At 62.1% G+C, this 23697-nt stretch carries 25 protein-coding genes and 1 tRNA gene; 17 read left to right on the forward strand and 9 right to left on the reverse strand.

The window, feature by feature from the left end; all coding sequences use genetic code 11:
* Positions 1-158: 158 nt before the first annotated feature.
* Positions 159-857 carry a winged helix-turn-helix transcriptional regulator gene (locus tag KSW38_RS11415; RefSeq protein ID WP_216925061.1) on the reverse strand — a complete coding sequence of 233 codons (699 nt, stop codon included), beginning with the start codon at positions 855-857 and terminating at the stop codon, positions 159-161.
* Positions 858-1119: 262 nt separating this feature from the next.
* Between KSW38_RS11415 and KSW38_RS11420 the strand changes: the two genes are divergently transcribed.
* From KSW38_RS11420 to KSW38_RS11445, 6 genes are all read left to right on the forward strand, one after another.
* Positions 1120-1854, forward strand: coding sequence for a permease (locus KSW38_RS11420; protein WP_216925062.1), 735 nt, complete (start codon positions 1120-1122; stop codon positions 1852-1854).
* Between the two features lie 167 nt (positions 1855-2021).
* Positions 2022-2621, forward strand: a complete 600-nt coding sequence (locus KSW38_RS11425) for a nitrobindin family protein (protein WP_216925063.1) — start codon at positions 2022-2024, stop codon at positions 2619-2621.
* Positions 2622-2676: 55 nt separating this feature from the next.
* Positions 2677-3399, forward strand: coding sequence for a flavodoxin family protein (locus KSW38_RS11430; protein WP_216925064.1), 723 nt, complete (start codon positions 2677-2679; stop codon positions 3397-3399).
* A gap of 75 nt (positions 3400-3474) precedes the next feature.
* Positions 3475-4560, forward strand: a complete 1086-nt coding sequence (gene ygfZ / locus KSW38_RS11435) for a CAF17-like 4Fe-4S cluster assembly/insertion protein YgfZ (protein WP_216925065.1) — start codon at positions 3475-3477, stop codon at positions 4558-4560.
* Positions 4557-4991: an ankyrin repeat domain-containing protein gene (locus KSW38_RS11440; RefSeq protein ID WP_377650713.1), complete on the forward strand. Its 435-nt coding sequence runs from the start codon at positions 4557-4559 to the stop codon at positions 4989-4991. The genes ygfZ and KSW38_RS11440 overlap by 4 nt, the downstream gene beginning before the upstream one ends.
* A gap of 92 nt (positions 4992-5083) precedes the next feature.
* Entirely contained in the window at positions 5084-6652 is a 1569-nt protein-coding gene (locus tag KSW38_RS11445; protein ID WP_216925066.1) for a DHA2 family efflux MFS transporter permease subunit, read from the forward strand.
* Positions 6653-6662: 10 nt separating this feature from the next.
* Here the strand turns inward: KSW38_RS11445 and KSW38_RS11450 are convergent, their stop codons facing one another.
* The 5 genes from KSW38_RS11450 to KSW38_RS11470 form a co-directional block, all read right to left on the reverse strand.
* The gene (locus KSW38_RS11450) at positions 6663-7412 is read right to left on the reverse strand and encodes a GNAT family N-acetyltransferase (protein WP_216925067.1); all 750 of its coding nucleotides are present in this window, start codon (positions 7410-7412) and stop codon (positions 6663-6665) included.
* Positions 7413-7429: 17 nt separating this feature from the next.
* A complete protein-coding gene (locus KSW38_RS11455; protein ID WP_216925068.1) occupies positions 7430-8455 on the reverse strand; it encodes an ATP-dependent 6-phosphofructokinase in 1026 nt (341 codons plus the stop codon).
* Between the two features lie 207 nt (positions 8456-8662).
* Positions 8663-8911, reverse strand: coding sequence for a PspC domain-containing protein (locus KSW38_RS11460; protein ID WP_216925069.1), 249 nt, complete (start codon positions 8909-8911; stop codon positions 8663-8665).
* Positions 8912-8978: 67 nt separating this feature from the next.
* On the reverse strand, positions 8979-9491 hold the full coding sequence (locus tag KSW38_RS23820; RefSeq protein ID WP_254186392.1) for a hypothetical protein: 513 nt from the start codon (positions 9489-9491) through the stop codon (positions 8979-8981).
* A 1-nt stretch (position 9492) separates the two neighbouring features.
* Entirely contained in the window at positions 9493-11025 is a 1533-nt protein-coding gene (locus tag KSW38_RS11470) for a PspC domain-containing protein (protein ID WP_216925070.1), read from the reverse strand.
* Positions 11026-11150: 125 nt separating this feature from the next.
* Between KSW38_RS11470 and KSW38_RS11475 the strand changes: the two genes are divergently transcribed.
* Positions 11151-12695: an ATP-binding protein gene (locus KSW38_RS11475; protein ID WP_216925071.1), complete on the forward strand. Its 1545-nt coding sequence runs from the start codon at positions 11151-11153 to the stop codon at positions 12693-12695.
* Positions 12692-13366: a LuxR C-terminal-related transcriptional regulator gene (locus KSW38_RS11480; RefSeq protein ID WP_216925072.1), complete on the forward strand. Its 675-nt coding sequence runs from the start codon at positions 12692-12694 to the stop codon at positions 13364-13366. The genes KSW38_RS11475 and KSW38_RS11480 overlap by 4 nt, the downstream gene beginning before the upstream one ends.
* A gap of 313 nt (positions 13367-13679) precedes the next feature.
* Here KSW38_RS11480 and KSW38_RS11485 read toward each other — a convergent pair whose 3' ends face one another.
* A complete protein-coding gene (locus tag KSW38_RS11485) occupies positions 13680-14909 on the reverse strand; it encodes a pyridoxal phosphate-dependent aminotransferase (RefSeq protein WP_216925073.1) in 1230 nt (409 codons plus the stop codon).
* A gap of 256 nt (positions 14910-15165) precedes the next feature.
* Here KSW38_RS11485 and KSW38_RS11490 point away from each other — a divergent pair.
* From KSW38_RS11490 to rplL, 9 genes are all read left to right on the forward strand, one after another.
* Positions 15166-15238: transfer RNA gene (locus tag KSW38_RS11490), tRNA-Trp, on the forward strand.
* Positions 15239-15319: 81 nt separating this feature from the next.
* On the forward strand, positions 15320-15601 hold the full coding sequence (gene secE, locus KSW38_RS11495; protein ID WP_216925074.1) for a preprotein translocase subunit SecE: 282 nt from the start codon (positions 15320-15322) through the stop codon (positions 15599-15601).
* A gap of 114 nt (positions 15602-15715) precedes the next feature.
* Positions 15716-16555 (forward strand): transcription termination/antitermination protein NusG, encoded by an 840-nt coding sequence (gene nusG / locus KSW38_RS11500; protein WP_216925075.1) that lies wholly within the window; start codon positions 15716-15718, stop codon positions 16553-16555.
* Positions 16556-16685: 130 nt separating this feature from the next.
* A complete protein-coding gene (rplK, locus tag KSW38_RS11505; protein ID WP_166183617.1) occupies positions 16686-17117 on the forward strand; it encodes a 50S ribosomal protein L11 in 432 nt (143 codons plus the stop codon).
* A gap of 148 nt (positions 17118-17265) precedes the next feature.
* Positions 17266-17973 carry a 50S ribosomal protein L1 gene (gene rplA / locus KSW38_RS11510; RefSeq protein WP_216925076.1) on the forward strand — a complete coding sequence of 236 codons (708 nt, stop codon included), beginning with the start codon at positions 17266-17268 and terminating at the stop codon, positions 17971-17973.
* A gap of 121 nt (positions 17974-18094) precedes the next feature.
* Positions 18095-19207: a GNAT family N-acetyltransferase gene (locus KSW38_RS11515; RefSeq protein ID WP_308169349.1), complete on the forward strand. Its 1113-nt coding sequence runs from the start codon at positions 18095-18097 to the stop codon at positions 19205-19207.
* The gene (locus KSW38_RS11520; protein WP_216925078.1) at positions 19186-20358 is read left to right on the forward strand and encodes a GNAT family N-acetyltransferase; all 1173 of its coding nucleotides are present in this window, start codon (positions 19186-19188) and stop codon (positions 20356-20358) included. Before KSW38_RS11515 ends, KSW38_RS11520 begins: the two co-directional genes overlap by 22 nt.
* A gap of 313 nt (positions 20359-20671) precedes the next feature.
* The gene (gene rplJ / locus KSW38_RS11525) at positions 20672-21262 is read left to right on the forward strand and encodes a 50S ribosomal protein L10 (protein ID WP_216925079.1); all 591 of its coding nucleotides are present in this window, start codon (positions 20672-20674) and stop codon (positions 21260-21262) included.
* Positions 21263-21338: 76 nt separating this feature from the next.
* On the forward strand, positions 21339-21716 hold the full coding sequence (gene rplL / locus KSW38_RS11530) for a 50S ribosomal protein L7/L12 (protein ID WP_144659408.1): 378 nt from the start codon (positions 21339-21341) through the stop codon (positions 21714-21716).
* 124 nt (positions 21717-21840) lie between these two features.
* On the opposite strand, the gene KSW38_RS11535 is transcribed toward rplL, so the two are convergent.
* Together KSW38_RS11535 and KSW38_RS11540 are read right to left on the reverse strand one after the other, a co-directional pair.
* Entirely contained in the window at positions 21841-22308 is a 468-nt protein-coding gene (locus tag KSW38_RS11535) for an aminoacyl-tRNA deacylase (RefSeq protein WP_223946564.1), read from the reverse strand.
* 40 nt (positions 22309-22348) lie between these two features.
* Entirely contained in the window at positions 22349-23548 is a 1200-nt protein-coding gene (locus KSW38_RS11540) for an acetyl-CoA C-acetyltransferase (protein ID WP_216925081.1), read from the reverse strand.
* Positions 23549-23697: the final 149 nt, after the last annotated feature.

Here is a 23697-nt window from a genome sequence, read left to right on the forward strand (position 1 = left end):
TGCGGCGGGGTTCTGTAGCTCACCGTGAAGTCAACACAGGGGGGATCCACCAGTGGGGTGGCCTCGATACGTTCGACCCGTATGTCCTCCACGAAAAGAAGAAGAGGCCAGGATTCTTGTGAATCCTGGCCTCTTCGTTTGTCTCTGAAGTGGAAGCCTTACGCTTCCGAGAGTTCGTCATCCGGGAGCCTGACCAACGTCAGGCGATAACCGACGTTGCGGACTGTGCTGATGAGGTTCTCGTGGTCAACACCGAGCTTGGCGCGAAGGCGTCGGATGTGCACGTCTACAGTCCGGGTGCCACCGTAATAGTCGTAGCCCCAGACTTCAGTCAACAGCTGCTGACGGGTAAACACGCGTCCGGGGTGCTGGGCGAGGTACTTGAGGAGCTCGAATTCCTTGAACGTCAGGTTCAGGGGTTGGCCGCTGACCCGGGCGGTGTAGCTCGCTTCGTCGATAACGACGCCGGCGGCGCGGATCTCCGTCTGGGTCTCCTCTTCGCCTGGTACAGCCCGGGCCATGGCCAGGCGGATTCTGGCTTCGACCTCAGCAGGGCCTGCAGAGTCCAGCACGATGTCATCCACTGACCACGCAGAAGAAACGGCTGCCATGCCGCCCTCGGTAAGAATCAGCATGAGCGGGGCGCTGAGTCCGGTGGCCTTCAGCAACTGCGTTAGGGAGCGTGCCCCCACCAAGTCCTTGCGGGCGTCCAGGAAGACGATATCCGTGGGATCGGTTTCGAGCAGCGCGGTCGGTTCTGCCGGGAGAATGTGAACACGGTGGTTGAGCAGCTCAAGGGCAGGCAGAATGTCCACCGAAGAGCCGGTGCTGTTCGTCAGGAGCAGGATGTGCGACATAGTTCCTCCAATGGGCTTTACGCGCATCATCGGGCGTCGAAACCGGAGTTTCACCGGCCGGTCACGGCAGCTGGCAAACCTTTGCCCGTTGTAACGGGATCAAGGCAAACAGTGTGCGCCGTTGAAGTCCGAGTATACCCACCCGAGCCCCGCCAGTCAGGGATTCGTGACGGGCTGCCACCGGAATTACGACATATTTGCCCGCCATAAGGCAGGATTGTCGAGAGGTCGTAAGGCGCATCGAATTGAGGTCGGGCACACAGTGAAGTCTTGGAGCATCGGGGTATTCGGACTCGTGGCGCTCGCAGCCATCGTGGCCAGCACCTTCGTTTCCCGGGAAGCCATGGTGGGCGTTGGCATCGTGGCGTCCGCGGCCGTGGGGCTTGGTTGGCCGCATTTCCTTGCAGTCCCGGCGAAGAAAACCCTGGCCTCCGTCATTGCCTTGGCCGGCGCCGGCTCGGCAGTCACGGCAGCTTACATGCCGGCTCCTGGATTCCTGGATGGTACCCCCGCCTTTATTGCCTTGGGGGTAATGGCGGTGTTCATCATCCAGCTCGTGCGGGGAACGGGGCAGGCACAGCGCCTGGAATCCACGCTCGGCTGTTGCGCTGGCGTCCTCTTGAATTGCCTCGGTGCCGGATGGATTGCCGGCGCCCGGTTCAACGGTGTCAAGGAAATGGTCCTGGTTGCCGGGTTGAGCGCCGCAGTTGCACTCCTGGTAGGCATCATTCGATGGCCGGACCGGATTGTGGCTCCCCTTGGCATCGTCATGGCCGGCCTCATGGGCCCCTTGGCAGGACTTGTTTTTTCCGACATCGCCGTCCTGCCTGCTGCCTTGGTGGGCATGGTGGTCGGATCGGTTCTGGTTTGCTTCCGGCGGATGACTACTCTCAGGCGCGGGCGGCTCAATATTCCCGCAGCACTGGGAATGGGTGTCGCGCCAGTTTGGGCCGTGGGAGCCTTGGCCTACTTCATAGACAAACTACTCATCTACTAACGGTTAGGATTGCATCATGTCTGTACTCGCATTTGAAATCTTCTTCCTCGTTCTCCTTGGCCTGGCAAGCATTGCCATGGCGTGGTTTGCGGGTTTCGTTGTTTACCGCCTTTTCAAGGGCCAGAAGTAGAGCCTTCTGATCCTGCAGTCCAAAAGAGGTAGTCGTTGTGCCTATTGAGATTCCAACAGACCTGACGCCTGAACTCGTCCCGCTTTCCTGGCTCATTGGTGAGTGGGAAGGCCGCGGCCGGCTTGGCAGTGGTGATGAGGATTCGGAACATTTCGTCCAACACGTCTCCTTCACCCATAACGGTTTGCCGTACCTGCAGTACAGGGCCGAGACCTGGCTCAGCGACGACGCTGGCGCAAAGTTGCGCCCGCTGACCGTGGAAACCGGGTTCTGGGCCCTGGAGCGCAAACTCCAGGAAGGCGACGGTGGTCCCGGACTTATCCCGGCGGACATCGTTCCTGTGCTCAAGACCGCCGATGAGGTTGAAGAACGCCGCAACAAAGAAGGCGGCTTCGATATCTCCGTGTCAATTGCCCACCCCGGGGGAATTACCGAGCTCTACTACGGCCAGATCAAGGGGCCGCAGATCCAGCTCACCACGGATATGGTGATGCGCGGCAGCCACTCCAAGGAGTACACCGCCGCAACACGGATCTTTGGCCTGGTGGATGGCAATCTCCTCTGGCGCTGGGATGTTGCCGCCAACGGCAAGGCGCTGGAAGCACACGCATCAGCGTTCCTGCACAGGGTTTCCTGACGCCGGCACGAGGTCTCACTGAACGTTCCACACGCAACCAGCAAAGGAGCAGCTAGTGAATAACCACCTCAAGCCGGGAGGCTACGAGGGCCTCAAGGCCGTGTTCTTCAACGGCACCTTGAAACCTTCGCCTCAGGTCAGCAACACCGATGGGCTGATCCGCATCAGCCGCGACATCATGGAAAAGCAGGGCGTCACCACCAGCCTCATCCGGACCGTGGACCACGATATCGCCAGTGGTGTCTATCCGGACATGCGCGAGCACGGCTGGAAAACCGATGAATGGCCAGAGATCTATCCCATGGTCGCCGAGGCCGACATCGTGGTGGTGGCCGGTCCCATCTGGCTGGGTGATAACTCTTCCCAAACCAAGAAGCTCATCGAGCGGCTTTATGCCCACTCCGGAGAACTGACTGACAAGGGGCAGTGGGCGTTCTACCCGAAGGTGGGCGGATGCCTTATCACCGGCAACGAAGACGGCATCAAACACTGTTCCATGAATGTGCTGTACAGCCTCCAACACATAGGCTTCACTATCCCTCCGCAGGCTGACGCCGGCTGGATTGGCCCAGTAGGCCCAGGGCCCAGCTACCTGGACGAAGGGTCTGGTGGTCCGGAGAGTGATTTTACTAACAGGAACACCACGTTCATGTCCTGGAACCTGATGCACATGGCCCGCCTTCTCAGGGATGCAGGTGGCATCCCTGCCTATGGCAACCTTCCGCAGGAATGGAAGGCCGGCACACGATTCGATTTCGAGAACCCGGAATACCGCTGACCCCGGAATATCTGCGAGTTCCGGAATACCACTGAGTTTCGGAATACCACTGAGCCGCAAGGACTTCTACTACATATGACTTACAAGAGCCCCCTGTTGTCGCGCCCTGGCGCCGTTGAAGACACTGGCCTGGATGCCGGCGTCGCGGCCCACTACGGCGAGCCCCTGCGGGAGCAACGCGCCCTGGCAACCGGAACCGCCGTCGTTGATCTTTCGCACCGGGGCGTGGTGACGGTGTCCGGACCGGACCGCCTCAGCTGGCTCAACACGCTGTCTTCCCAGCAGGTGACCAATCTCCAGCCGCAGGTTGGTAGCGAACTATTGCTGCTCAGCGTCCAGGGCCGCATCGAGTTCGATGCACGGGTCATTGACGACGCTGAAACCACCTGGCTTATCGTCGAAACCGCGGAAGCGGCGCCGTTGGCCGAGTGGTTGAACAAGATGAAGTTCATGCTGCGTGTGGAGATCACGGATGTCTCCGGGGAGTGGGCTGTCCTTGGTTCCACGAAGCCCGTGGAGAAGCTCGGCGGTTACTTGGTTTGGGAAGATCCGTGGCCGCATGTAGGCCCGGGCGGCTATTCCTACAGCACCGTCCCGGAGGAGTCCCACCCTGGGCTGGAACGCCCATGGTTCGAATACCTCGTCCCGGCGGCAGAGTTGGAATCCGTGGTCGAAGGCCTTCCTCTAGCGGGTGCCATGGCGGCCGATGCCCTGCGGATTGCCGCGTGGCGGCCACGCCTGGGGGCGGAGACCGATGATAAGACCATTCCGCATGAGCTGGACCTTATTCGTACTTCCGTTCACCTGAACAAGGGCTGCTACAAGGGCCAGGAAACCATCGCACGCGTTCATAACCTCGGCCATCCGCCGCGGCGCCTCGTCTTCCTGCAACTGGACGGCTCACAGCACACGCTTCCGGCCGTTGGCAGCGTTGTATTTGCGGGGGAGCGCAAGGTGGGTACTCTGACATCTGTGGCGCAGCACTTCGAGATGGGCCCCGTGGCTTTGGCTGTCATCAAGCGCTCCGTTCCGGCGGATGAAACGTTGACAGTCATGGACGGCGAGGAGCCTTATGTCGCAGCCCAGGAAGTGATCGTCGCCCCCGACGCCGGCCAGGTCGTCGGGCGCCAAACCGGATTCCTGAAGGGACCCCACCGATGAGCCAACCAAGTCACAGCACCGGACCCGAAACCGGGTCCGCCAGCACCGATATGGGCGCCGACGACGAAGCAGTTGCCTTGGCCCATGCGCTCTTCGATGCCGCACGCGAAGGCGACACCGAGATGCTTCGCAGCTACCTGAACGCCGGTGCACCCGCCACGCTCACCAACGCTTCCGGAGATTCGCTGCTCATGCTTGCTGCCTACCATGGGCATGAGGAAACCGTGCAGTTGATTCTGCACCACGGCGCTGACGTGAATACTCCCAATGACCGTGGTCAGACCCCCCTTGCCGGGGCCGTATTCAAGGGATACACGGGCGTCGCCCGGGCGCTGCTGGACGCAGGAGCAGACCCCGACGCCGGAACTCCCACGGCGCGCGAAGCGGCCAAGATGTTTGCCAGGGCGGAAATATTGGCCCTTCTCGGTTAAGGCGCGGGGGGTTCCAAGAAAGCCCGGCAGCTACGACAACCGCACTAATGGGTGCGGGATCAGAGAACTTTCATACCAGCCGAAGGAATCCCTTGGAAAACGTAGCTAAGCCGTGGCCGGCGTTGTGGTCACTGGTCATAGGCTTCTTCATGATCCTTATCGACACCACTATCGTGTCGGTCGCGAATCCGCGGATCATGGAGGGCCTCAATACGGACATCAATGCCGTCATCTGGGTTACCAGCGCCTACCTCCTGTCGTACGCAGTACCCCTTCTCATCACCGGCAGGTTGGGTGACCGTTTTGGGCCGAAGAATCTGTACTTGATCGGCCTTGTGGTCTTCACCCTGGCTTCGCTGTGGTGCGGCCTCTCCGGCGATATCACCATGTTGATCGCCGCCCGCGCGGTCCAAGGACTCGGCGCGGCCATGATGACGCCCCAGACCATGGCTGTCATCACCCGTATTTTCCCTCCGGACCGCCGGGGTGCCGCCATGGGACTTTGGGGAGCAACAGCCGGCATGGCTGTACTCGTGGGTCCCATTCTGGGCGGGGTCCTGGTGGACGGACTGGGATGGGAGTGGATCTTCTTCGTCAACGTTCCGATTGGAATTGTTGCCTTCGTCATGGTCACGCGTTTCGTCCCGAAGCTGACTACGCACAGCCATTCATTCGACGTCGCGGGCGTGGTGCTCTCCGCCGTCGGCATGTTTCTTTTGGTCTTCGGCCTCCAAGAAGGCCAAACCTATAAGTGGGGAACCGTAACCGGTGCCGTTACCGTGTGGGGCTTGATCATCGCAGGACTCGTGGTCCTGGTTCTCTTTGTTCTCTGGCAGTGGCTGCTGGGCCGGCGCGGCGGGGAACCGCTGCTGCCGCTCGCTTTGTTCAAGGACCGCAATTTCTCGCTGGGCAATACCACCATCATGGTGGTCGGCTTCACCGTGACGGCGTTCCCGCTGCCCACCATCTTCTACTACCAGGTTGTGCGGGGCTTGACCCCCACCCAGTCAGCCTTGCTGATGATTCCCATGGCAGTGATCTCCGGCGGCCTGGCGCCGGTGGTGGGTAAGCTGATCGACCGTGCCAACCCGCGCTGGTTCGCATCCTTCGGCCTGGTTTGTATGGCAGGAGCGCTCTTCTGGACAGCTTCACTTCTGCGTCCGGATACTCCCATTTGGATGTTCCTGCTTCCCAGTGCCCTGCAGGGTGTTGCCAATGGCTTCATTTGGGGGCCGGTATCCAATGCCACAACGCGCAACCTTGAGCCACGCCAAGCTGGCGCCGGTTCGGGCGTGTTCAACACTACCCGCCAGATCGGGGCAGTCCTTGGATCGGCGGCCATTGCCGCCCTGATCCAGGCCCGGCTTGCGGCCGAGTTGCCTGCAGCGCCAGCGGGAGCTCCGGCGAACCAAGCGTCCATGAACGGTGCCCTGCCCGAGGCCCTGCATGCAGGATTCTCGACGGCGATGGGCCAGTCGATCGTGCTGCCCGCCTGTGCGATTCTCGTCGGGGCAGTGGTGGCCATGTTCTTTGCCAAGCCGAGGTCCGTTGAAGGGTGGGGCGGTGCTGCTGCAAAGGGCGGTGCCGCTGCAAAGGAGGCTCCTCATGGCCGGGACACCGATGCAGCCGGTGCTTCGCGCCAGGACGCCGGCCGGAAGTAAAGGCTTACGCTCAGCCGAGCAGCACGCTCGCATGGAGTCCGCCAGTGGCGAATCCCAAGCTCCGCGCCATCGCGAGCGCGCTGCTGTTGCTGACATCGGCCTTCCACTGGAGCGTCAGCCCGGCGGCCAGGGCTTCGTGGGCAGCAATCGATGCAGCGAGAGTTCCCAGTCCCCGCCGACGCCAGGGGGGAGCTACCAGGACGCCCATGTTGGCCAGGATTCCCTCCCACTCGGAGTAGGCCCCGCACGCCACGGGAGTGGGCTGCTCTTCCTCGGGATGCATGATGGTGAAGCGGTGCTCGAGGGCTTGCAGGCCCACTTCGTTGACGTCATCCGGCGGGCACAGCCCTTCCAGCGCGATCGCCTCTGGATTGCCACGTGAGACCGTGAGGTCTTCGGAAGGTTGATTGAGCGGGAGGTCGTCGGCAAAGAACAAGGCCGAGGACCCCAGGCCGTGTCCACCGTGGGACCGGGTGAGGGTCAACAGCGTGACATGCTGGGCAAGCTCAGTGTCTGGAATCCCAGCGGCCGCGTCGAGGACCCATTGGGGTCCCACCAGTGCTGAGGCACCAAAAAGGCGGAGGAAAACGACCGCCCGCGCCGATTCGTCGGCGAGGGTGATGCGGTTTGAGGGGTCGGTTGGGTCTACGCCCGAAGTGGTGACCCGGGCCGCAGCGGCGGCGAAAGCGTCGTCGTCGAACCCCAAATGGCGAGCCCACGCCAGCTGGATAATGGCAGCGGACGTGGGCTCAAGAGTCATGGATTCAGCCTAGCCGACTAGCCGAACAGCACCGACGCTTCGTCGTAGCGGTGCTGGGGAACGGTCTTGAGCTTTCCCAGTGCTTCTTCGAAACCAACGTGGGAGATGTCCGTCCCCTTCAGGGCCACCATGGTGCCCCAACGGCCTTCCACCACTGAATCGATGGCTGCCATGCCCAGGCGGGTCGCCAGAACGCGGTCATAGGCAGTTGGTACGCCGCCACGCTGGATGTGGCCAAGAATTGTGGCGCGGGTCTCTATGCCGGTGCGTGCTTCGATTTCCGGTGCGAGCTGGTCCGCGATTCCGCCCAGGCGGGGTCGGCCAAACGTGTCCAGTCCGCGTTCGGAGTGAGGGGATTCCATGTGGTCAGGAACGAAGCCTTCAGCTACCACCACCAGGGGCGCGCGACCGCGGTCGTGGGCTTCCTGGACCCACTCGGTGATCTGCTCGATGCTGACCGACTGTTCCGGGATAAGAATGGCGTGCGCACCAGCGGCCATACCGGCGTGCAGGGCGATCCAGCCTACGTGGCGGCCCATGACCTCGGCGATCATGCAGCGGTGGTGGGACTCACCTGTGGTGCGGAGGCGGTCGATTGCTTCGGTGGCGATTTCAACCGCGGTATCGAAGCCGAAGGTGTAGTCGGTTGCATCGAGGTCGTTGTCCACGGTCTTAGGAACACCAACAATCTTCAGTCCGGCATCGGTGAGTCGTTTTGCCGCCGCCAGCGTGCCTTCGCCGCCAATTGCGATGATGGCGTCAATGCCCAGGCGTTCCATGTGGGCCTTGATGACGTCCGGTCCACCACCATTTTCAAACGGGTTGGTACGCGAGGTGCCCAGGATAGTGCCGCCCTGCTTGGCGATGCCGCGGACCAAGGTGCGGGGGATGTCGATGACATCACCTTCCACAACGCCGCGCCAGCCGTCCTTGAAACCCACGAACTCCTGGCCGTGGATTGCGATCCCCTTCAGGACCGCTCCCCGGATTACTGCGTTGAGTCCGGGGCAGTCGCCACCGCTGGTAAGAATGCCAATTTTCATGTTTGCTCACTCATGGCTTGGAGGAATACGTGTAGAGCGCCACGCTGAGCTCCCAACGATTCTAGACGTGGATGTGGGGTGGGACACAAATGGTTACTTTCGACCCCGGCCGTGCGGTATTGGAAATCTCCCTGAAAACAACGAAAGCGCCCCGCAGGTGCGGGGCGCTTTGTGTCGCTGACGTCGAAGTTGTTGGTCGTTGTGACCCTAACGGGAACGCTGGCTGATGAACGATTCCAGCGCGATCCTGTTCTTCTGGTCCGGCAGGATGAGCCAAGCGAGGATATAGAACACGGCAGCCGGCCCGGGCAAGAGGCAGAAGAGCAGGAAAGCGACGCGAACATATGCGACGTCCACCCTGAGCTTCGCAGCGATCCCACCGCAGACGCCACCCAACCAGCGCTGGGGTCCACGCTTCAGGCCGAAGCCCCTGACGATGCTGAAGAACTTGTCCATGGCTACAGACTTCCTTGTTGTGGTTGCTTTGTCACGTTGTTGGTACCTGTCCCGATGGTGTTGGCAGTTACTTCGCAGGGCTCTTCGGTTTGCCAGCACTCTTGCGGGCGGCGAGGAGTCCTCCGATGACCAAGGCTGCGCCTGCACCGATCATGAGGCCAATCAGCACGTAGGTGCCGTCCAGCACCACCCAACCCAGGGTGGAGATCACCAACAAAGCGGCCAGGGCAATCACAATCAATCCCCACACCACGGTGCCGATCCGCGCCTGCTGCGGTTCGTCGTCGTCGATGTTCCGTTCCACCCGATAGCTGGGCTCAAGCGGTGGCGTGAGCGGTATTGGCTGGAGCGGCGGGGTTGGCTGGAGCGGGGGTGTTGGCTGCAGCCGCGGTGTTGGCTGGGGCTGCGGGGAGGGTGCCGGCTCCTCTGCCAGCGGCTCCCTTGCCGGGGTTTCCCTTGTCAGCGGTTCCGTTGGATTGTTGTCCTGTTCCTGGGTGAGCGGAGTGGTGGGCACTGGATTCTTGGCATCACTGCTGGATTCCGCTGCTTCACGTGCGTTGCTTGACTCGTTCGTGCTCATGTCAGTTTCCTTCCTGGATGGTCACGTTGCTGAAGGTGCCATCGATCTGCACCACGAGGTTGGCTCCGGGCTTTTCGGCGTTGTAGACCGTCCGCTCGTCCTGGAGGCGGCCGCCGCGGTCCGAGCCGTGTTCGTTGAGGTTGCCGAAAGTCATATCCGCCCTGACCTCAACCGGTACGTCCTCCGGGATGATGACGGTTACGTTGCTGAAGGTGGCGTCCACGGGGACCACGATTTCGGTGGTCAGCGGAGGCGTCAGGGCCAGATCGTCCAGGTTCACCGTGCCCTTGCCGCCAGTGACGTCCACCCCCTGCCGGGCCTGCTCGATGCTCAGCGGTGCCCAGTTCACGTCATGGAAGGTGAAGCGATCGCCATTCCGTGGGACAACATTGAAGATTCCACCGATGATCAAGGCCACTACCGCCAGGAAACCGAGGAAACCGGAGGTCCGTCCGCGCAACCCCGCGATGAGGATGCCCAGACCCAGAACCGCTGCGCCCGTGGCCCACACCACGGTGTTGGCTGAATGGCCGAGCTCGATGATGTTGCCGGCGTCCAACGCTTTCAGGGTGCCCCCAACCAGCAGTGCCACACCCGCGGTGACTGCAACTATCGCCGGCCCGGGGCCCCTGCGCCTGGCGCGGGGCGGCTTGGGTTCACCGTTGTGCGGCTGGCCGCTAAAAGGCTCGCCGCCCTGGGGAGGAGTAGGGCCGAAGGGCGGTCGCGGGCCTGAAGGCTCGTACGGGCCGGCCCCAGGACCGTGCGGTTTGGTGCCTGCCTGGCCTGGGCCGTACACCGGAACACCGCTGTTCGTGCCGGTAGCAGCGTTTGTCCCGGTTGCTGTTGGCGTTCCGTACGCTGGCGGGGCTCCGTAGGAGGTGGCCGTTCCGTAAGAAGCGCCCGCAAAGTTCTGTTGGTTCATCGGGTGGCTGGCCTTCGGTCCCTTGTTGCGTTGTACCAGGTAGTAGATGAGGTAGATGACGCCGCCCACCCAGAAGAGCGTCCACAACAGGCCAGGAAGGCCGTTCCAGCCCCAGCCCCAGAACCCGCGGCCCAGGCCGGGCAACCCGATGATCGTGGTGATCAATGCACCTGTCATGCCACCGGACCAACGCCCGGCGGCCGCTTCCTGAACGTGGATGCGGCCGTCAGGTTCAGGCAGCAGTGCCCACGCCAGGCCGTAGAGGAGGACGCCGATGCCGGCAAAGAGCGCAAGGACGATGAATATGCCCCGAACAATCAGGGGGTCGATGCCGAACCGGTGCGCCACTCCGCTGCAGACACCACCGATCCAGCGGTCCGGCCCACGGCGGACGCCTTGGCTGCGGATCCAGTCGAAGAAGTTCTGCTGGGGTGCAGCGCCGGGTTGAGGTGCAGTGTGGGGTGCAGCGGGACCGGTCCCGGAGGAAGGATCGGTCTGGGGAGACGGTTCCCCTGGGGCGCCGGCGGAGGTGCTGGCGTTGGCGCCAGGATCAGGTGTGCCGGCATTGCCAGGCGTTCCGGATCCCTCTGGGTTCATGCTGTTCGCGTTCATACTTCGATCCTGCCGTCCCGGGCATCCTGTCCTCTACTGGGGGATACCCTGAATGATCCCTGAGGGACCCCCGAAGAACGCTGGTTTCCGGTCCTGGCAACCCTGATCCGTGTTTGGATTGGTACATGACAACCGCTGTAGAACGCCCGCCGCTGGTCCGCAGCAGCGACCGCATGATCGCCGGCGTCTGCAGCGGACTGGCCGACCATTTGGGCTGGCCCGTGAAGTACGTCCGGCTGGGCATGGTTCTCGCATGCTTCGCCGGGGGAGCGGGGCTAGCCTTCTACGCCTGGCTGTGGACCATGGTTCCCACCGCTGATGAGAGCGCGCGCCGCAATGCCCGCCGGCCGGCGTCGCCTATTGCTCCTGCAGTCAGCTTTCCGCCGGCAACGGAGTCCGTACCAAGAGCGCCCGACGCCGGACCCGCACCGCCGGTGGTCGGCTCTCCAGCGGTGAGTGGCAACCCTTCGGCACCCGATGGCACAGGTGGCTTTGGTCCACCGTTTGGTAGCCCACCGATTAGTAGCCCCCTGCTTGGTAGCTCAGCGTCTGCCAGGACAACTACAGGCAGCCCGGCGGCTCCAGCCGGCGGTTGGGCCGAATCCGGAAGCCCCGCACTAGCCGTCTCGCGCTTCAACCTGCGAAGAATCCCTTATGGCAAGGAGATCCTGCTCGGAGCCGGCCTGCTTCTTGTCGCTGTGATCCTGATTGTCCGCCAGTTCGGCGTCGATGTGCCCTTGGGAACGCTGATTCCGGCAGCTGCCATCCTGGGCGGCGCGGCGATCGCATGGATGCAACTCGACGAGACCCGCAGGGCCGGTTTGGTGGACAAAACCAAGGCCGACCAAGCTGGCGGCTGGGTCCGCCTGGCTGCTGGCCTTGCGTTGGTGGTGGCCGGGGTCCTGGTCATGGTGTCCGGATCGGGATCCTGGGAGCAGACGTGGCTGGCTCTTCTGGCGTCCGTTGCCGTCCTCGGCGGCGTTGCACTGGTCCTACTGCCGTGGGGACTGAAATTCTGGAAGGACCTTGAGACTGAACGGGCGGGGCGTGTACGGGAAACCGAGCGTGCGGAGATCGCAGCCCACCTGCACGATTCGGTGTTGCAGACCCTTGCGCTGATCCAGCGCAGGGCAGGCTCGGAGCAGGATGTTGTCCGGCTGGCGAGGGCCCAGGAACGTGAACTTCGGTCCTGGCTCTTCACCGATGCCGCCAAGGATGCCGGACTCCTGGCCGAGCGGATCAAGGCCGTAGCCGCCGAAGTGGAAGATGCTCACGGCCAGGCCGTGGAGGTGGTTACCGTGGGCGACGCAAATATGACTGACAGGCACGAGGCCCTGGTCCAGGCAGCCAGGGAAGCCATGCTCAACGCGGCCCGGCACGGCGGGGGAACAGTATCCGTCTACATGGAGAGCACCGCAGGAAGTACCGAGGTCTTCATCAAGGACCGCGGTCCGGGATTTGACCTCGAATCTGTCCCCGATGACAGGCTGGGCGTCAAGGAATCAATCATCGGCCGCATGAAGCGTCACGGAGGCACGGCAACCATCAACAGCAGCAAGGACGGAACCGAAGTCCGGCTGGCCCTCCCCTCGATAAACGCCGATGGTAGCGATACGCGCTCTGTAGATATGCCCAGCGGCGAAGTACGGAATGGAGAACCACGGCAATGAACAACTCCTCCCACAGCGGTGAGCCGCGCAGTGTACGAGTGGTGATCGTCGATGACCACACGATCTTCCGTTCCGGGCTGAAGGCGGATCTCGATCACCGCATGGACGTCGTGGGCGAGGCGGGCACGGTTGAGGAGGCCATTGCTGTCATTGCGGAAACCCGGCCTGAGGTTGTCCTGCTGGACGTGCACCTTCCCGGTGGCCTTGGTGGCGGAGGGCGCGAGGTCATTGCGGGGTCCGCCGCGCTGCTGGGCACCACCAGCTTCCTGGCCCTGAGTGTTTCCGACGCAGCCGAGGACGTCGTGGCAGTGATCAGGGCTGGCGCCCGTGGCTACGTCACCAAGACGATTTCCGGTGCCGGTATTTCCGATGCGGTGATCCGCGTGGCGGACGGCGACGCCGTCTTCTCACCCCGGCTGGCTGGCTTCGTCCTGGATGCCTTCGGTACGGCACCGGCGGACATCGCGGACGACGAATTGGACCGCCTCTCGGCGCGTGAGCTGGAAGTCATGCGCCTCATCGCGCGCGGATACAGCTACAAGGAAGTGGCCAAGGAGCTGTTCATTTCCATCAAGACCGTGGAGACGCACGTGTCCGCAGTGCTCCGGAAACTGCAGCTCTCCAGCCGCCACGAACTCACCAAGTGGGCCGCCGAGCGCCGCCTCCTCTGATCCTCTCTCACATCCGCCGGCCTTTGAACGGATGTTCTCTCACATCCGCCGGCTTTTGGACGGATCCTCTCTCACATCCGCCGGCTTTTGGACGGATGCTATCTCATATCCGCCGGGCTTTTGGACGGATCCTCTCTCACATCCGCCAGCCTTTGAACGGATCCTCTCTCACATCCGCCGGCTTTTGGACGGATGCTATCTCATATCCTGCCCGCCGCTTAAACGGAAATGCTCCCGCACCAAACATTGGTGCGGGAGCAGCATTCAACCTTGAAGCGCTGCCGGCAATCCTGAAGCGCTATTGGCCCATGAGCTATTTCGCCCGGCCCAGGAATTCCTGGATCCGGCGGACACCCTCGGCGAGGTCGTCGTCGCCCAGTGCGTAGGAAAGGCGGACGTAACCGGAGGGGCCGAATGCTTCGCCGGGAACTATGGCAACCTCGACCTCGTCCAGGATGAGCGCGGCCAGCTCTGCCGAAGTGCTCGGGCGCACGGGGCCGTGGGAGGTTTCGAATTCCTTACCCAGCAGTCCGCGGACGTCGGCATACACATAGAAGGCGCCTGTCGGCGTCGGGCATTCCACGCCCTCAATCGCGTTCAGGCCGGCGACGATTGCCTTGCGGCGGCGGTCGAAGGCGACCTTCATTTCGTCGACGGCGGTCAGCGGACCCGTGAGGGCAGCGGCGGCGGCGACCTGCATGATGTTCGAAACGTTGGACGTCGCGTGCGACTGGAGGTTGGTTGCGGCCTTGATGACATCGGCCGGGCCGATCATCCAACCCACGCGCCAGCCTGTCATGGCGTAGGTCTTGGCCACGCCGTTCAGGATGACGACCTTGTCGCCAAGCTCCGGGGCAGCGGTGGCGATGGAGGTGAACTCCACGCCGTCATAGGTCAGGTGCTCGTAGATTTCATCCGTGACCACCCACAGGCCCTTGGAAGCGGCCCACTTTCCGATCTCCGCAACCTGCTCCGGGCTGTATACGGCACCAGTCGGGTTGGACGGGGAGACGAACAGCAGGATCTTGGTCTTGTCCGTCAGCGCGGCTTCCAACTGCTCGATGGTGACGAGGTAGCCCTGCTCGGGACCGGCGAATACCTCCACCGGAACGCCTCCTGCGAGACGGATGGCTTCCGGATACGTGGTCCAGAAGGGCGTGGGGATGATGACTTCGTCGCCCGGGTCAACCAGGGTGGCGAAGGTGTTGTAGACAGCCTGCTTGCCACCATTGGTCACCAGGACCTGCGATGGGTCCACTTTGTAGCCGGAGTCCCGGAGGGTTTTATCGGCGATGGCCTTCTTCAGCTCGGGAAGCCCGGCGGCGGGGGAGTAGCGGTGGTACTTCGGCTGGGCAGCAGCCTCAATTGCTGCCTTGACGATGTAATCCGGGGTGGGGAAATCGGGTTCGCCGGCACCGAAACCGATCACGGGGCGCCCCGCGGCCTTCAGTGCCTTGGCCTTGGCGTCAACGGCAAGGGTGGCGGACTCGGCAATAGCGGAGATTCGTTGTGAAATGCGGGCGGCAGGTGTTCCGGCAGACATCTATGTACCGTTCTTCGCAGGCAGCTCGTGGGCTGGATGATGGGATTCGACGTAAACTACCTTATGCTGTTCTGCGGAGCTCCCGGGCGCCTGCTGGACAATGTGACTGATAATGATGCTCACATTGATTTATAAGCGGCCGGAAGGCCCGGAATTAGTCCGGTTCGACTAACGCGAAGTTCTTGCGTAGACTGGTTCACCGGTGTTGAAAAGCACCACAGGCTGAAGTGCGGCCTGAAACATGGATTCGATCCATAGGGTAGTGGCGCAATTGGTAGCGCAGCGGTCTCCAAAACCGCAGGTTGCAGGTTCGAGTCCTGTCTGCCCTGCGCAAGCTGTTCCGGCGGAAACGCCGGGGCAAGCGCAGCAACCATGGCTCTGATCAGAGCCGGGTCAAACGACTTTGCAAGGTGAGTGAGGACCAGGTGACCGAAACGGCTGCTAGCAGCTCAAAGGGCCGTCCTGCCAAGAAAGCCGATGCCGGCTTCTTTGCCCGAATTGCACTCTTCATCCGCCAGGTCATCGGCGAACTGAAGAAGGTCGTCGCACCGACCCGCAAGGAACTGATCAATTACACGGTCGTGGTGCTGGTGTTCGTAGCCATCATGATGCTCATCGTCACCCTGCTGGACCTTGCCTTCGGCACGGGAGTGAGCTGGGTCTTCGGTGGATCAGGTGCTACGGACCGCTAAGCGGATCTGTCCGTAAACCGTACGAAATTCCTTGATACTTTAGGAATTTTGTGGGGTTTGCGGAATTGAGCCATTTAAATAGGCATGTTAGGCAATGAGGAAGCAGGAGACCAAGTGTCTGAGCAGGAGCTTGAGGTAAACGAGGCTGAGCTGGATGGGCCCGCTGAAAGCACGGACGACGCCGCGGCTGAGGCTGCGGAAGAGTCGGAGGCTGACTCTGCTGCGCCCGAATCTGCCGACGTCGATGATTCCGAAGAGGATTTCGAGTCTGACGTAGACGCTGAGTCTGCTGACGAGTCAGACGAGGATGCTGCGGATGTCTCGCTGGAGGCGGCTGCTGCTGCAGCGCCCGCGGATCCGGCTGAGGAATTCAAGGCCAAGCTGCGCCGCCAGGAGGGTGACTGGTACGTCATCCACTCCTACGCCGGTTACGAAAACCGCGTGAAGGCCAATCTTGAGACCCGCATCCAGACTCTGGACATGGAAGACTACATCTTCGAAATCCAGGTCCCGATGGAAGAAGTCGTCGAGATCAAGAACGCGCAGCGCAAGGTGATCAACCGCGTCCGCATCCCCGGTTACGTCCTGGTCCGCATGGACCTGACCGACGCTTCCTGGGGCGCCGTCCGCCACACCCCTGGCGTCACTGGCTTCGTGGGCAACGCCCACAACCCGGTCCCGCTGCGCCTTGACGAGGTCTTCTCCATGCTCGCCCCGGTCTTCGAAGAAGAGCAGGCCGAGAAGGGCAAGCCGGTTAACAAGCAGAACCAGGCTCCCGTGGCCGTCGACTTCGAGGTCGGCGAGTCCGTCATCGTCAAGGAAGGCCCGTTCGAGACCCTTCCGGCAACGATCTCCGAGATCAAGCCCGAGTCCCAGACGCTCGTGGTCCTGGTCTCGATCTTCGAGCGCGAAACCCCGGTTACGCTCGCATTCAACCAGGTCACCAAGATCTAGCTGATTCCAAGATTTCGCTCCCGTTCCGCCTGCTTTGCGGTTCGGAAGCGGCCGGCCGCCTTGCCATGGCGGCCACAAACCTGGGACGCGCTCCTGTGTCCCAGGAAGCTATTGAGAGAAGGACCCTACATTGGCTCCCAAGAAGAAGGTCACCGGCCTCATCAAGCTGCAGATCCAGGCAGGTGCCGCTAACCCGGCTCCGCCGATCGGTCCTGCGCTTGGCCAGCACGGTGTCAACATCATGGAATTCTGCAAGGCGTACAACGCTGCAACGGAATCCCAGCGCGGAAACGTTATCCCGGTGGAAATCACGGTCTACGAAGACCGTTCCTTCACCTTCATCACCAAGACCCCGCCGGCTGCAGAGCTCATCAAGAAGGCTGCAGGCGTTGCCAAGGGTTCGGCTACCCCGCACACCGTCAAGGTTGCCAAGCTGACCCAGGCACAGGTCGAAGAGATTGCTTCCACCAAGATGGAAGACCTCAACGCCAACGACATCGCGGCAGCTGCCAAGATCATCGCAGGCACCGCCCGCTCCATGGGCATCACGGTAGAAGGCTAGTAACCGTCGGAGGCTGTTTACAGCCTTCACCGCCGGGCAACCGGCATCTGAAACATTAAAATGTCGCAGGATCCTTGCCGGATCCACGACTTGTGGCAGGGCCCAGCGCGGTCCGCAGACCACAACTGCACAAGGAGAAATAAGCAGCATGGCAAAGCGCAGCAAAGCATATGAGGCAGCCGTAGCCAAGATCGAGGCAGACAAGGTCTACGCCCCGTTCGAGGCAATCACCCTCGCGAAGGACACCAACCCTTCCAAGTTCGACGCAACCGTTGAGGTCGCTTTCCGCCTGGGCGTTGACCCGCGTAAGGCCGACCAGATGGTTCGTGGCACCGTCAACCTGCCGCACGGCACCGGTAAGACCGCCCGCGTCCTCGTTTTCGCAACCGGCGACAAGGCTGAAGCAGCAATCGCTGCCGGCGCCGACTTCGTTGGTTCCGATGACCTGATCGAAAAGATCGCAGCCGGCTGGACCGACTTCGACGCCGCAGTGGCAACCCCTGACCTCATGGGCAAGGTTGGCCGCCTCGGTAAGGTCCTCGGCCCGCGTAACCTCATGCCGAACCCGAAGACCGGCACGGTTACCCCGGATGTCACCAAGGCTGTCAACGACATCAAGGGCGGCAAGATCGACTTCCGCGTCGACAAGCACTCGAACCTGCACTTCATCATCGGCAAGGTGTCCTTCGACGCCCAGAAGCTGGCTGAGAACTACGCAGCTGCACTGGAAGAGGTGCTTCGCTTGAAGCCGTCCGCTTCCAAGGGCCGCTACATCCAGAAGGCTACTGTTGCCACCACGTTCGGCCCGGGCATCACCGTTGACCCGAACGTCACCAAGGTTCTCACCGAGGCGTAAGCTTCGCGGGTACGAACTCAAAGAGGGACCGTCCGGCATTGCCGGGCGGTCCCTCTTTTGTGCACTCATGCAGGCCCATCGTGACTTGTTTGCCACATGCGGCGGCCGTAGGCTGTGGGGCGTGGCGTCGTCGTCGAACTTTTCCGCCAGCGGTGGGCTCACCATAGAGCCATTGCCTGTTCCGCAAGGGCCGGAGGCCGCAGCCTCACCGGACTTCAAAGCCTTCCATGCGTTACGCATCGCCCATGAGCTTGCTTTGTGGGGGGACCTGAACCATTCGGCCACCCTTGCCGAGTCGTTCATGTTCTGGCAGGGCAACGAATACGAAAAGCGGCAGGTTTACTTGGCCCGCCTGGACGGCGTCGTGGTGGGCTCCGGTTCGCTGACCCTCCCGTTGAGCGAGAACACGACGACGGCGGGTGTGGACGTCGTCGTGGACGCTGCTTTCCGGCGGCGAGGCATCGGGACGAGGATCCTGAAGTTCCTTGAAGAGGCGGCAGTGGAGCGGAACCGCACTTCCCTTGACGGATACTGCGGAGAGCCGATCGCCCCCGTGCTGGCCGGGGAAGCCCTGCTGGAGGCAAAGTCCGGCACAGGCGCTGTACCCCTGGACGCGGCATCGACCCGCTTCGCCTTGCACCACGGCTATTCCCTGGAACAGGTGGAAACCAGTAGCACACTGACCTTGCCGGTTGATGAGGCCCACCTGATCGCGCTTGAGGTGGAGGCGATGCGTCGGGCAACGGAGTACGACATCATCGCTTGGACGGACGAATGCCCTGAAGAACTCGTGGATCGCTTTGCCACGCTGAAGAGCCTCATGAGCACGGAGGTGCCCATCGCCGGTCTGGGGTGGGAAGGCGAAGAGTGGGACGCCGTGCGGGTTCGGCGTGAGGAATCCACGTGGCAGGCAAGCGGCGTGAACTCAGTTGTAGCTGCCGCCCAGCACCACGGGAGCGGGGAGTTGGCGGCCTACACAGTCCTGACCCACCGTGAGGCGTTGCCGGCGGTCGTCAACCAGGAGGACACACTGGTGGCTCCCGGACACCGGGGACACGGCCTTGGCATGCTGGTAAAAATCGCCAATCTTCGGAGTGCAGAAGATCTTTGGCCGGACGCCACGTGCGTCATGACATGGAACGCCAATGAAAACCGGCATATGCTGGCCATAAATATCGCCCTTGGATTCAAGCCTTCCGGTTTTGAAGGCGAATGGCAGAAACGGCTGGGATGACTGTAGACGAGGCGAAGACCGTTGTAGTCGAGCAGCTATGGGTGCCGGACAATCTGGACAGCCCCAAAGCAGGGGATTTCCTGGACGCCGTGGAGGTTGCCCGGCGGGTCCGGATGCAGACCTGGGGGAGTGACGACCTCGCGTACACGCCCTTGGAGAAGCTGCTTGAATTTTCCGACCCCTACGAGCGCCAGATCATTTTGGTCGCCAAGGTGGACGGGGTCATCGTGGGAACAGTGGACATTGCGCTGCCGCTCGCGGACAACATGGACCTGGCGGAGTTCACCCTGGATATTCTCCCGGAGTATCAGAGCCAGGGCGTCGGACGCCAGCTTCTGGAGGCCGCTGAGCAGTTGGCACGGTCCGAGGGCCGCACCATGGTTTTGGTGGACACGAACCACCCGGCAACCTCGCTAACAGAGATACCTGAAGACCAATTGATTCCCGGCAGCGGCCCAGGCTTCGTTCCTGTCAGCAGCAGGGAAGTGGACTTTGCCCAGCGGGCCGGGTACACACTTCAGCACATCGAACAATTCAGTTCCTGCGTGTTGCCGCTGGATTCCAAGCTGGTTGCGGATCTTCAAGCCGAAGCCGAGGATGCGAACGCTGGCCGCTACAGGCTGCACCACTGGACTGATCGGTGCCCTGAGGCTTGGTTGGAGGCCGTGGCGGAGCTGGAAAACGCTGCGGGTGAGGTTGTCCACGGTGAGGACGGCGAGGAAGAAGACTCGGCTGTCGAGGTTACCGGGATGGTCTTCGACGCCGCGGTTTTGCGCGAAACCGAAGACGCCGCATTGGCGCAGGGCAGGCGCACGGTGGTTACCGCCGTCGAGCATATTGAGAGCGGGCGGCTGGCAGGCCTCACCACCATCAGCGTCCTCGCGCATCGCCAGGACGTCGTTTTCCAGGACGATACTTTGGTCCTGCAGGAACACCGCGGCAACAAGTTGGGCCTGCTGATCAAGGTTGCCAACATGGAAAGGCTCAGCGAGCAATTTCCCGATGCCCGGGTCATTTACACCTGGAACGCACCGGAAAACCGATACCTCCTGACCGTGAACAAGCAATTGGGATTTACGACGGCGGGAGTCACCGGGCTCTGGCAAAAGGAGCTTCCGGATCGGGGACCGAAGGTCACCTCGTCGGAGTAGGGCGCACCCGGCAGGCCTAGCCGATTTGGTTTGCTGATCCCTCTCCCGTAACCTTGAAGTACCAAAGACCGTCGGTTGATGGGAATCCACTCTTTCGAGCGCAGCTCAATTCTGCAGCGACGCCCCTGAGAACAAAGTGCATTCCTAGACGAAGGACCCTGAACATAGGGCGGCCAACGCAGGTGAACGAAGCAAGTCTCCGCAGTGCAAACTGCGTTGAGCCAAGCCCCGTGCATCTGCGCGGGGCGTTTTTAGTTTTAGCTCTCGTGAGCGGGGACCCGGAAGACCGGCTTTATTCCCCGGAAGGAGGGTTATGACAACGCCTAGCAAGGTCTCCGCTGTTGCAGAGATCACCAACGATTTCAAGGAATCGAACGCGGCTGTCCTGACCGAATACCGCGGGCTCACTGTTGCACAGCTCAAGGAACTGCGTGTTGCGCTCGGCCAGGACACCAAGTTCTCGGTCGTCAAGAACACCCTGAGCGCCATTGCAGCCAAGGAAGCTGGTGTCGACGCGTTCGGCGATCAGCTTGCCGGCCCCACTGCAATCGCCTTCATCAAGGGCGACGCTGTTGCTGCTGCCAAGAGCCTGACGGACTTTGCCAAGACCAACAAGCAGCTGGTTATCAAGACCGGTTACTTCGAAGGCAAGGCATTGGACGCAGCAGGTGTTGCCGCACTGGCAGCCCTGGAGTCCCGCGAGCTGCAGCTTGCACGTGTTGCTGGTGTCCTCAAGGCCCCCGCATCCGCTGCCGCACGCATCATCGATGCCCTGCGCCTCAAGCTTGAAGAAGAGGGCGGCGCACCTGCACCGGCCGCTGAAGAAGCTCCGGCCGCCGAGGCTGCTGCTGAAGAGGTTGCGGCTCCGGCCGAAGCCGCTGAAGCTGCAACCGAAGAGAACTAAGTTCTCCCCCCAATCAAACTCTGGTGCAGGGAGCGGCATTGTCCGGATCTGCACCGACTAATGGAAGGACGCCACCATGGCGAAGCTCAGCAACGAAGAGCTCATTGAAGCTTTCAAGGAACTGACCATCATCGAGCTCTCCGAGTTCGTCAAGCTCTTCGAAGAGACCTTCGAAGTTACGGCTGCTGCTGTTGCAGTTGCTGGCCCCGCTGCCGGCGGTGCCGCTGAAGCTGCTGAAGAGAAGACCGACTTCGACGTCATCCTCGAATCTGCTGGCGACAAGAAGATCGCAGTGATCAAGGAAGTTCGCGCCATCACCTCCCTCGGCCTCAAGGAAGCCAAGGACCTGGTTGACAGCGCACCGAAGGCTGTTCTCGAAGGCGCCAACAAGGAAGCCGCAGAGAAGGCAAAGGCTCAGCTCGAAGAAGCTGGCGCAACGGTTACCCTCAAGTAACTCGTCTTGCTTTGGAAGCCCCGTCCGGTTCACCGGGCGGGGCTTCCTGCTTTAACAAGCAACGCGGGGTCACTTACGGCCCATCCCAGGGGGAATTACGGGCCGTAAGTGACCCCGCGTTGGTTTAAGCGGGTTCGCTGATGTCCGCGACGGTGGCATTCAGTGCGGAGGTCAGGGCGTCGGCGTCCACGAATGCACTCCTGCCATGCGCGCCGGCACCCATGGAGATGCGGCGTCCGGTGATGGTGGCATCCGCATACACCGGCCAAGGGGTCGTGCTTCCCAAAGGAGTGATGGTCCCGCGTTCATAGCCGGTTGCGGCCAGGGCAACATCGGCGTGCGGCAGCGAGAGCTTGTTGACGCCCACCAACGCCCGCAGCTTGGGCCAGGAGATCTGCCGGTCGCCGGGGATCAGCGCGAAGAGGAAGCTACCATCGCGGTGCTTGACCACGAGGGACTTCACGATGTCCCCGGGGCTGATCCCAAGGATGCCCGCGGCCTCCTCGAGGCTTCTGGCAGCAGGACGCTCGACGACGTCAACGTCCAGTCCGCGCGCGGCGGCGTCGGACAAGAACCGTTCGGCCCCGTTCATTTGTGGTTCCACGCCGGATGCCATCAGTCGCTGTACAGCATCAGTCGCGGTACAGCAGGAGGGCTTCACCCTGGCCGCCGCCGCCACAGAGGGAGACTGCAGCCTTGCCGGTTCCCCTGCGCTTGAGTTCGTGGGCCGCGTGCAGGGCGAGCCGGGCGCCGGAAGCACCGATCGGGTGGCCGAGGGCGATTGCGCCGCCGTGGATGTTGCACTTCTCCAGCGGGTAGCTCAAGTCCTTCAATGATTGGACGGCCACAGAGCCAAAGGCCTCGTTGATCTCAATGAAGTCCAGGTCCTCGGCAGTCCATCCAGCCCGCTTCAAAGCTTGCGAAATGGCGTTGGACGGCTGGGAGTGCAGCGAGTTGTCCGGACCGGCCACTTGGCCGGGCTTGCCCACGACCGCAAGGAATTCCAGCCCGTTGTCCTTGGCAAAGCGGCGACTTGTCAGCACGAGTGCGGAGGCGCCGTCGGACAGGGGAGAGGAGTTGCCGGCGGTAATGGTGCCGTCCGTAGCGAAGGCGGCCTTCAAAGGGGCAAGGGTTTCCAACGTGGTGTTCGGGCGAACGCCCTCGTCCGAGGTGAGGTTTACTGGATCGCCCTTACGCTGCTTCACGCTCACGGGAGCGATTTCGGCGTCGAAAATTCCCGCAGCGATCGCGGCAGCCGCGCGCTGGTGGGATGCAGCAGCAACTTCGTCCTGCGCCCGGCGGTCAATGCCCAGCGTTACGTTCTTGGTTTCTGTGGACAAGCCCATGGACTGGCCATCGAACGCATCCGTGAGGCCATCATGTGCGGCAACGTCCAATGCCTGGATTGCGCCGTAGGTCCAACCCTGCCGGGAGCCGGGGAGCAAGTGCGGCGCGCGGGTCATGGATTCCTGTCCCCCGGCCACAACCACGGTGGCGTCCCCGCTGCGGATCATCCGGGCGGCATCTATGACAGCCGTGAGGCCGGAGAGGCAAACCTTGTTGATGGTGACGGCAGGGATGTTCCAACCAACACCTGCCGCGATGGCGCTCTGCCGTGCAGGATTCTGGCCAGCGCCCGCTTGCAGCACCTGTCCCATGATGACAGCGTCCACTTGTTCGGCTTTTACGCCGCTGGCCGCCAGTGCGGCGCTGATGGCGTGGGCGCCAAGGTCGACGGCGGTGAATCCGGCAAGCTGCCCATTCAGCCGACCCTGTGGGGTACGGGAAGCAGCAAGGATGACAACGTCATTGTCGTCAGCGGAGTTGTTCATGGTCTCTCTTCCGATCCGTGGTGGTGTAGCCAAGGCTATCGCGCGGTGTGCGCCAGCCTATCCTTTTCAACGTTCCTACCCATCGCTGGATTCCACGTCACGAGATTTCACGACTGGTTTGACGCCTCTGTCCGGCAGATGCCCCGGTC

The organism is Paenarthrobacter aromaticivorans, assembly GCF_019038615.1.
GTDB classification, from domain to species: domain Bacteria; phylum Actinomycetota; class Actinomycetes; order Actinomycetales; family Micrococcaceae; genus Arthrobacter; species Arthrobacter aromaticivorans.

Bases quoted from the DNA above. Each gene is read 5' to 3' on its own strand.
- KSW38_RS23820 (WP_254186392.1), bottom strand. From the start codon at position 9,491: ATGAGCACGAACGAGTCAAGCAACGCACGTGAAGCAGCGGAATCCAGC.
- KSW38_RS11450 (WP_216925067.1), bottom strand. From the start codon at position 7,412: ATGACTCTTGAGCCCACGTCCGCTGCCATTATCCAGCTGGCGTGGGCT.
- KSW38_RS11455 (WP_216925068.1), bottom strand. From the start codon at position 8,455: ATGAAAATTGGCATTCTTACCAGCGGTGGCGACTGCCCCGGACTCAAC.
- KSW38_RS11485 (WP_216925073.1), bottom strand. From the start codon at position 14,909: ATGTCTGCCGGAACACCTGCCGCCCGCATTTCACAACGAATCTCCGCT.
- rplL (WP_144659408.1), top strand. From the start codon at position 21,339: ATGGCGAAGCTCAGCAACGAAGAGCTCATTGAAGCTTTCAAGGAACTG.
- KSW38_RS11475 (WP_216925071.1), top strand. From the start codon at position 11,151: ATGACAACCGCTGTAGAACGCCCGCCGCTGGTCCGCAGCAGCGACCGC.
- KSW38_RS11520 (WP_216925078.1), top strand. From the start codon at position 19,186: ATGGCAGAAACGGCTGGGATGACTGTAGACGAGGCGAAGACCGTTGTA.
- KSW38_RS11540 (WP_216925081.1), bottom strand. From the start codon at position 23,548: ATGAACAACTCCGCTGACGACAATGACGTTGTCATCCTTGCTGCTTCC.
- KSW38_RS11460 (WP_216925069.1), bottom strand. From the start codon at position 8,911: ATGGACAAGTTCTTCAGCATCGTCAGGGGCTTCGGCCTGAAGCGTGGA.
- KSW38_RS11535 (WP_223946564.1), bottom strand. From the start codon at position 22,308: ATGAACGGGGCCGAACGGTTCTTGTCCGACGCCGCCGCGCGCGGACTG.
- rplJ (WP_216925079.1), top strand. From the start codon at position 20,672: ATGACAACGCCTAGCAAGGTCTCCGCTGTTGCAGAGATCACCAACGAT.
- KSW38_RS11440 (WP_377650713.1), top strand. From the start codon at position 4,557: ATGAGCCAACCAAGTCACAGCACCGGACCCGAAACCGGGTCCGCCAGC.
- KSW38_RS11480 (WP_216925072.1), top strand. From the start codon at position 12,692: ATGAACAACTCCTCCCACAGCGGTGAGCCGCGCAGTGTACGAGTGGTG.
- ygfZ (WP_216925065.1), top strand. From the start codon at position 3,475: ATGACTTACAAGAGCCCCCTGTTGTCGCGCCCTGGCGCCGTTGAAGAC.
- KSW38_RS11415 (WP_216925061.1), bottom strand. From the start codon at position 857: ATGTCGCACATCCTGCTCCTGACGAACAGCACCGGCTCTTCGGTGGAC.
- rplA (WP_216925076.1), top strand. From the start codon at position 17,266: ATGGCAAAGCGCAGCAAAGCATATGAGGCAGCCGTAGCCAAGATCGAG.
- KSW38_RS11470 (WP_216925070.1), bottom strand. From the start codon at position 11,025: ATGAACGCGAACAGCATGAACCCAGAGGGATCCGGAACGCCTGGCAAT.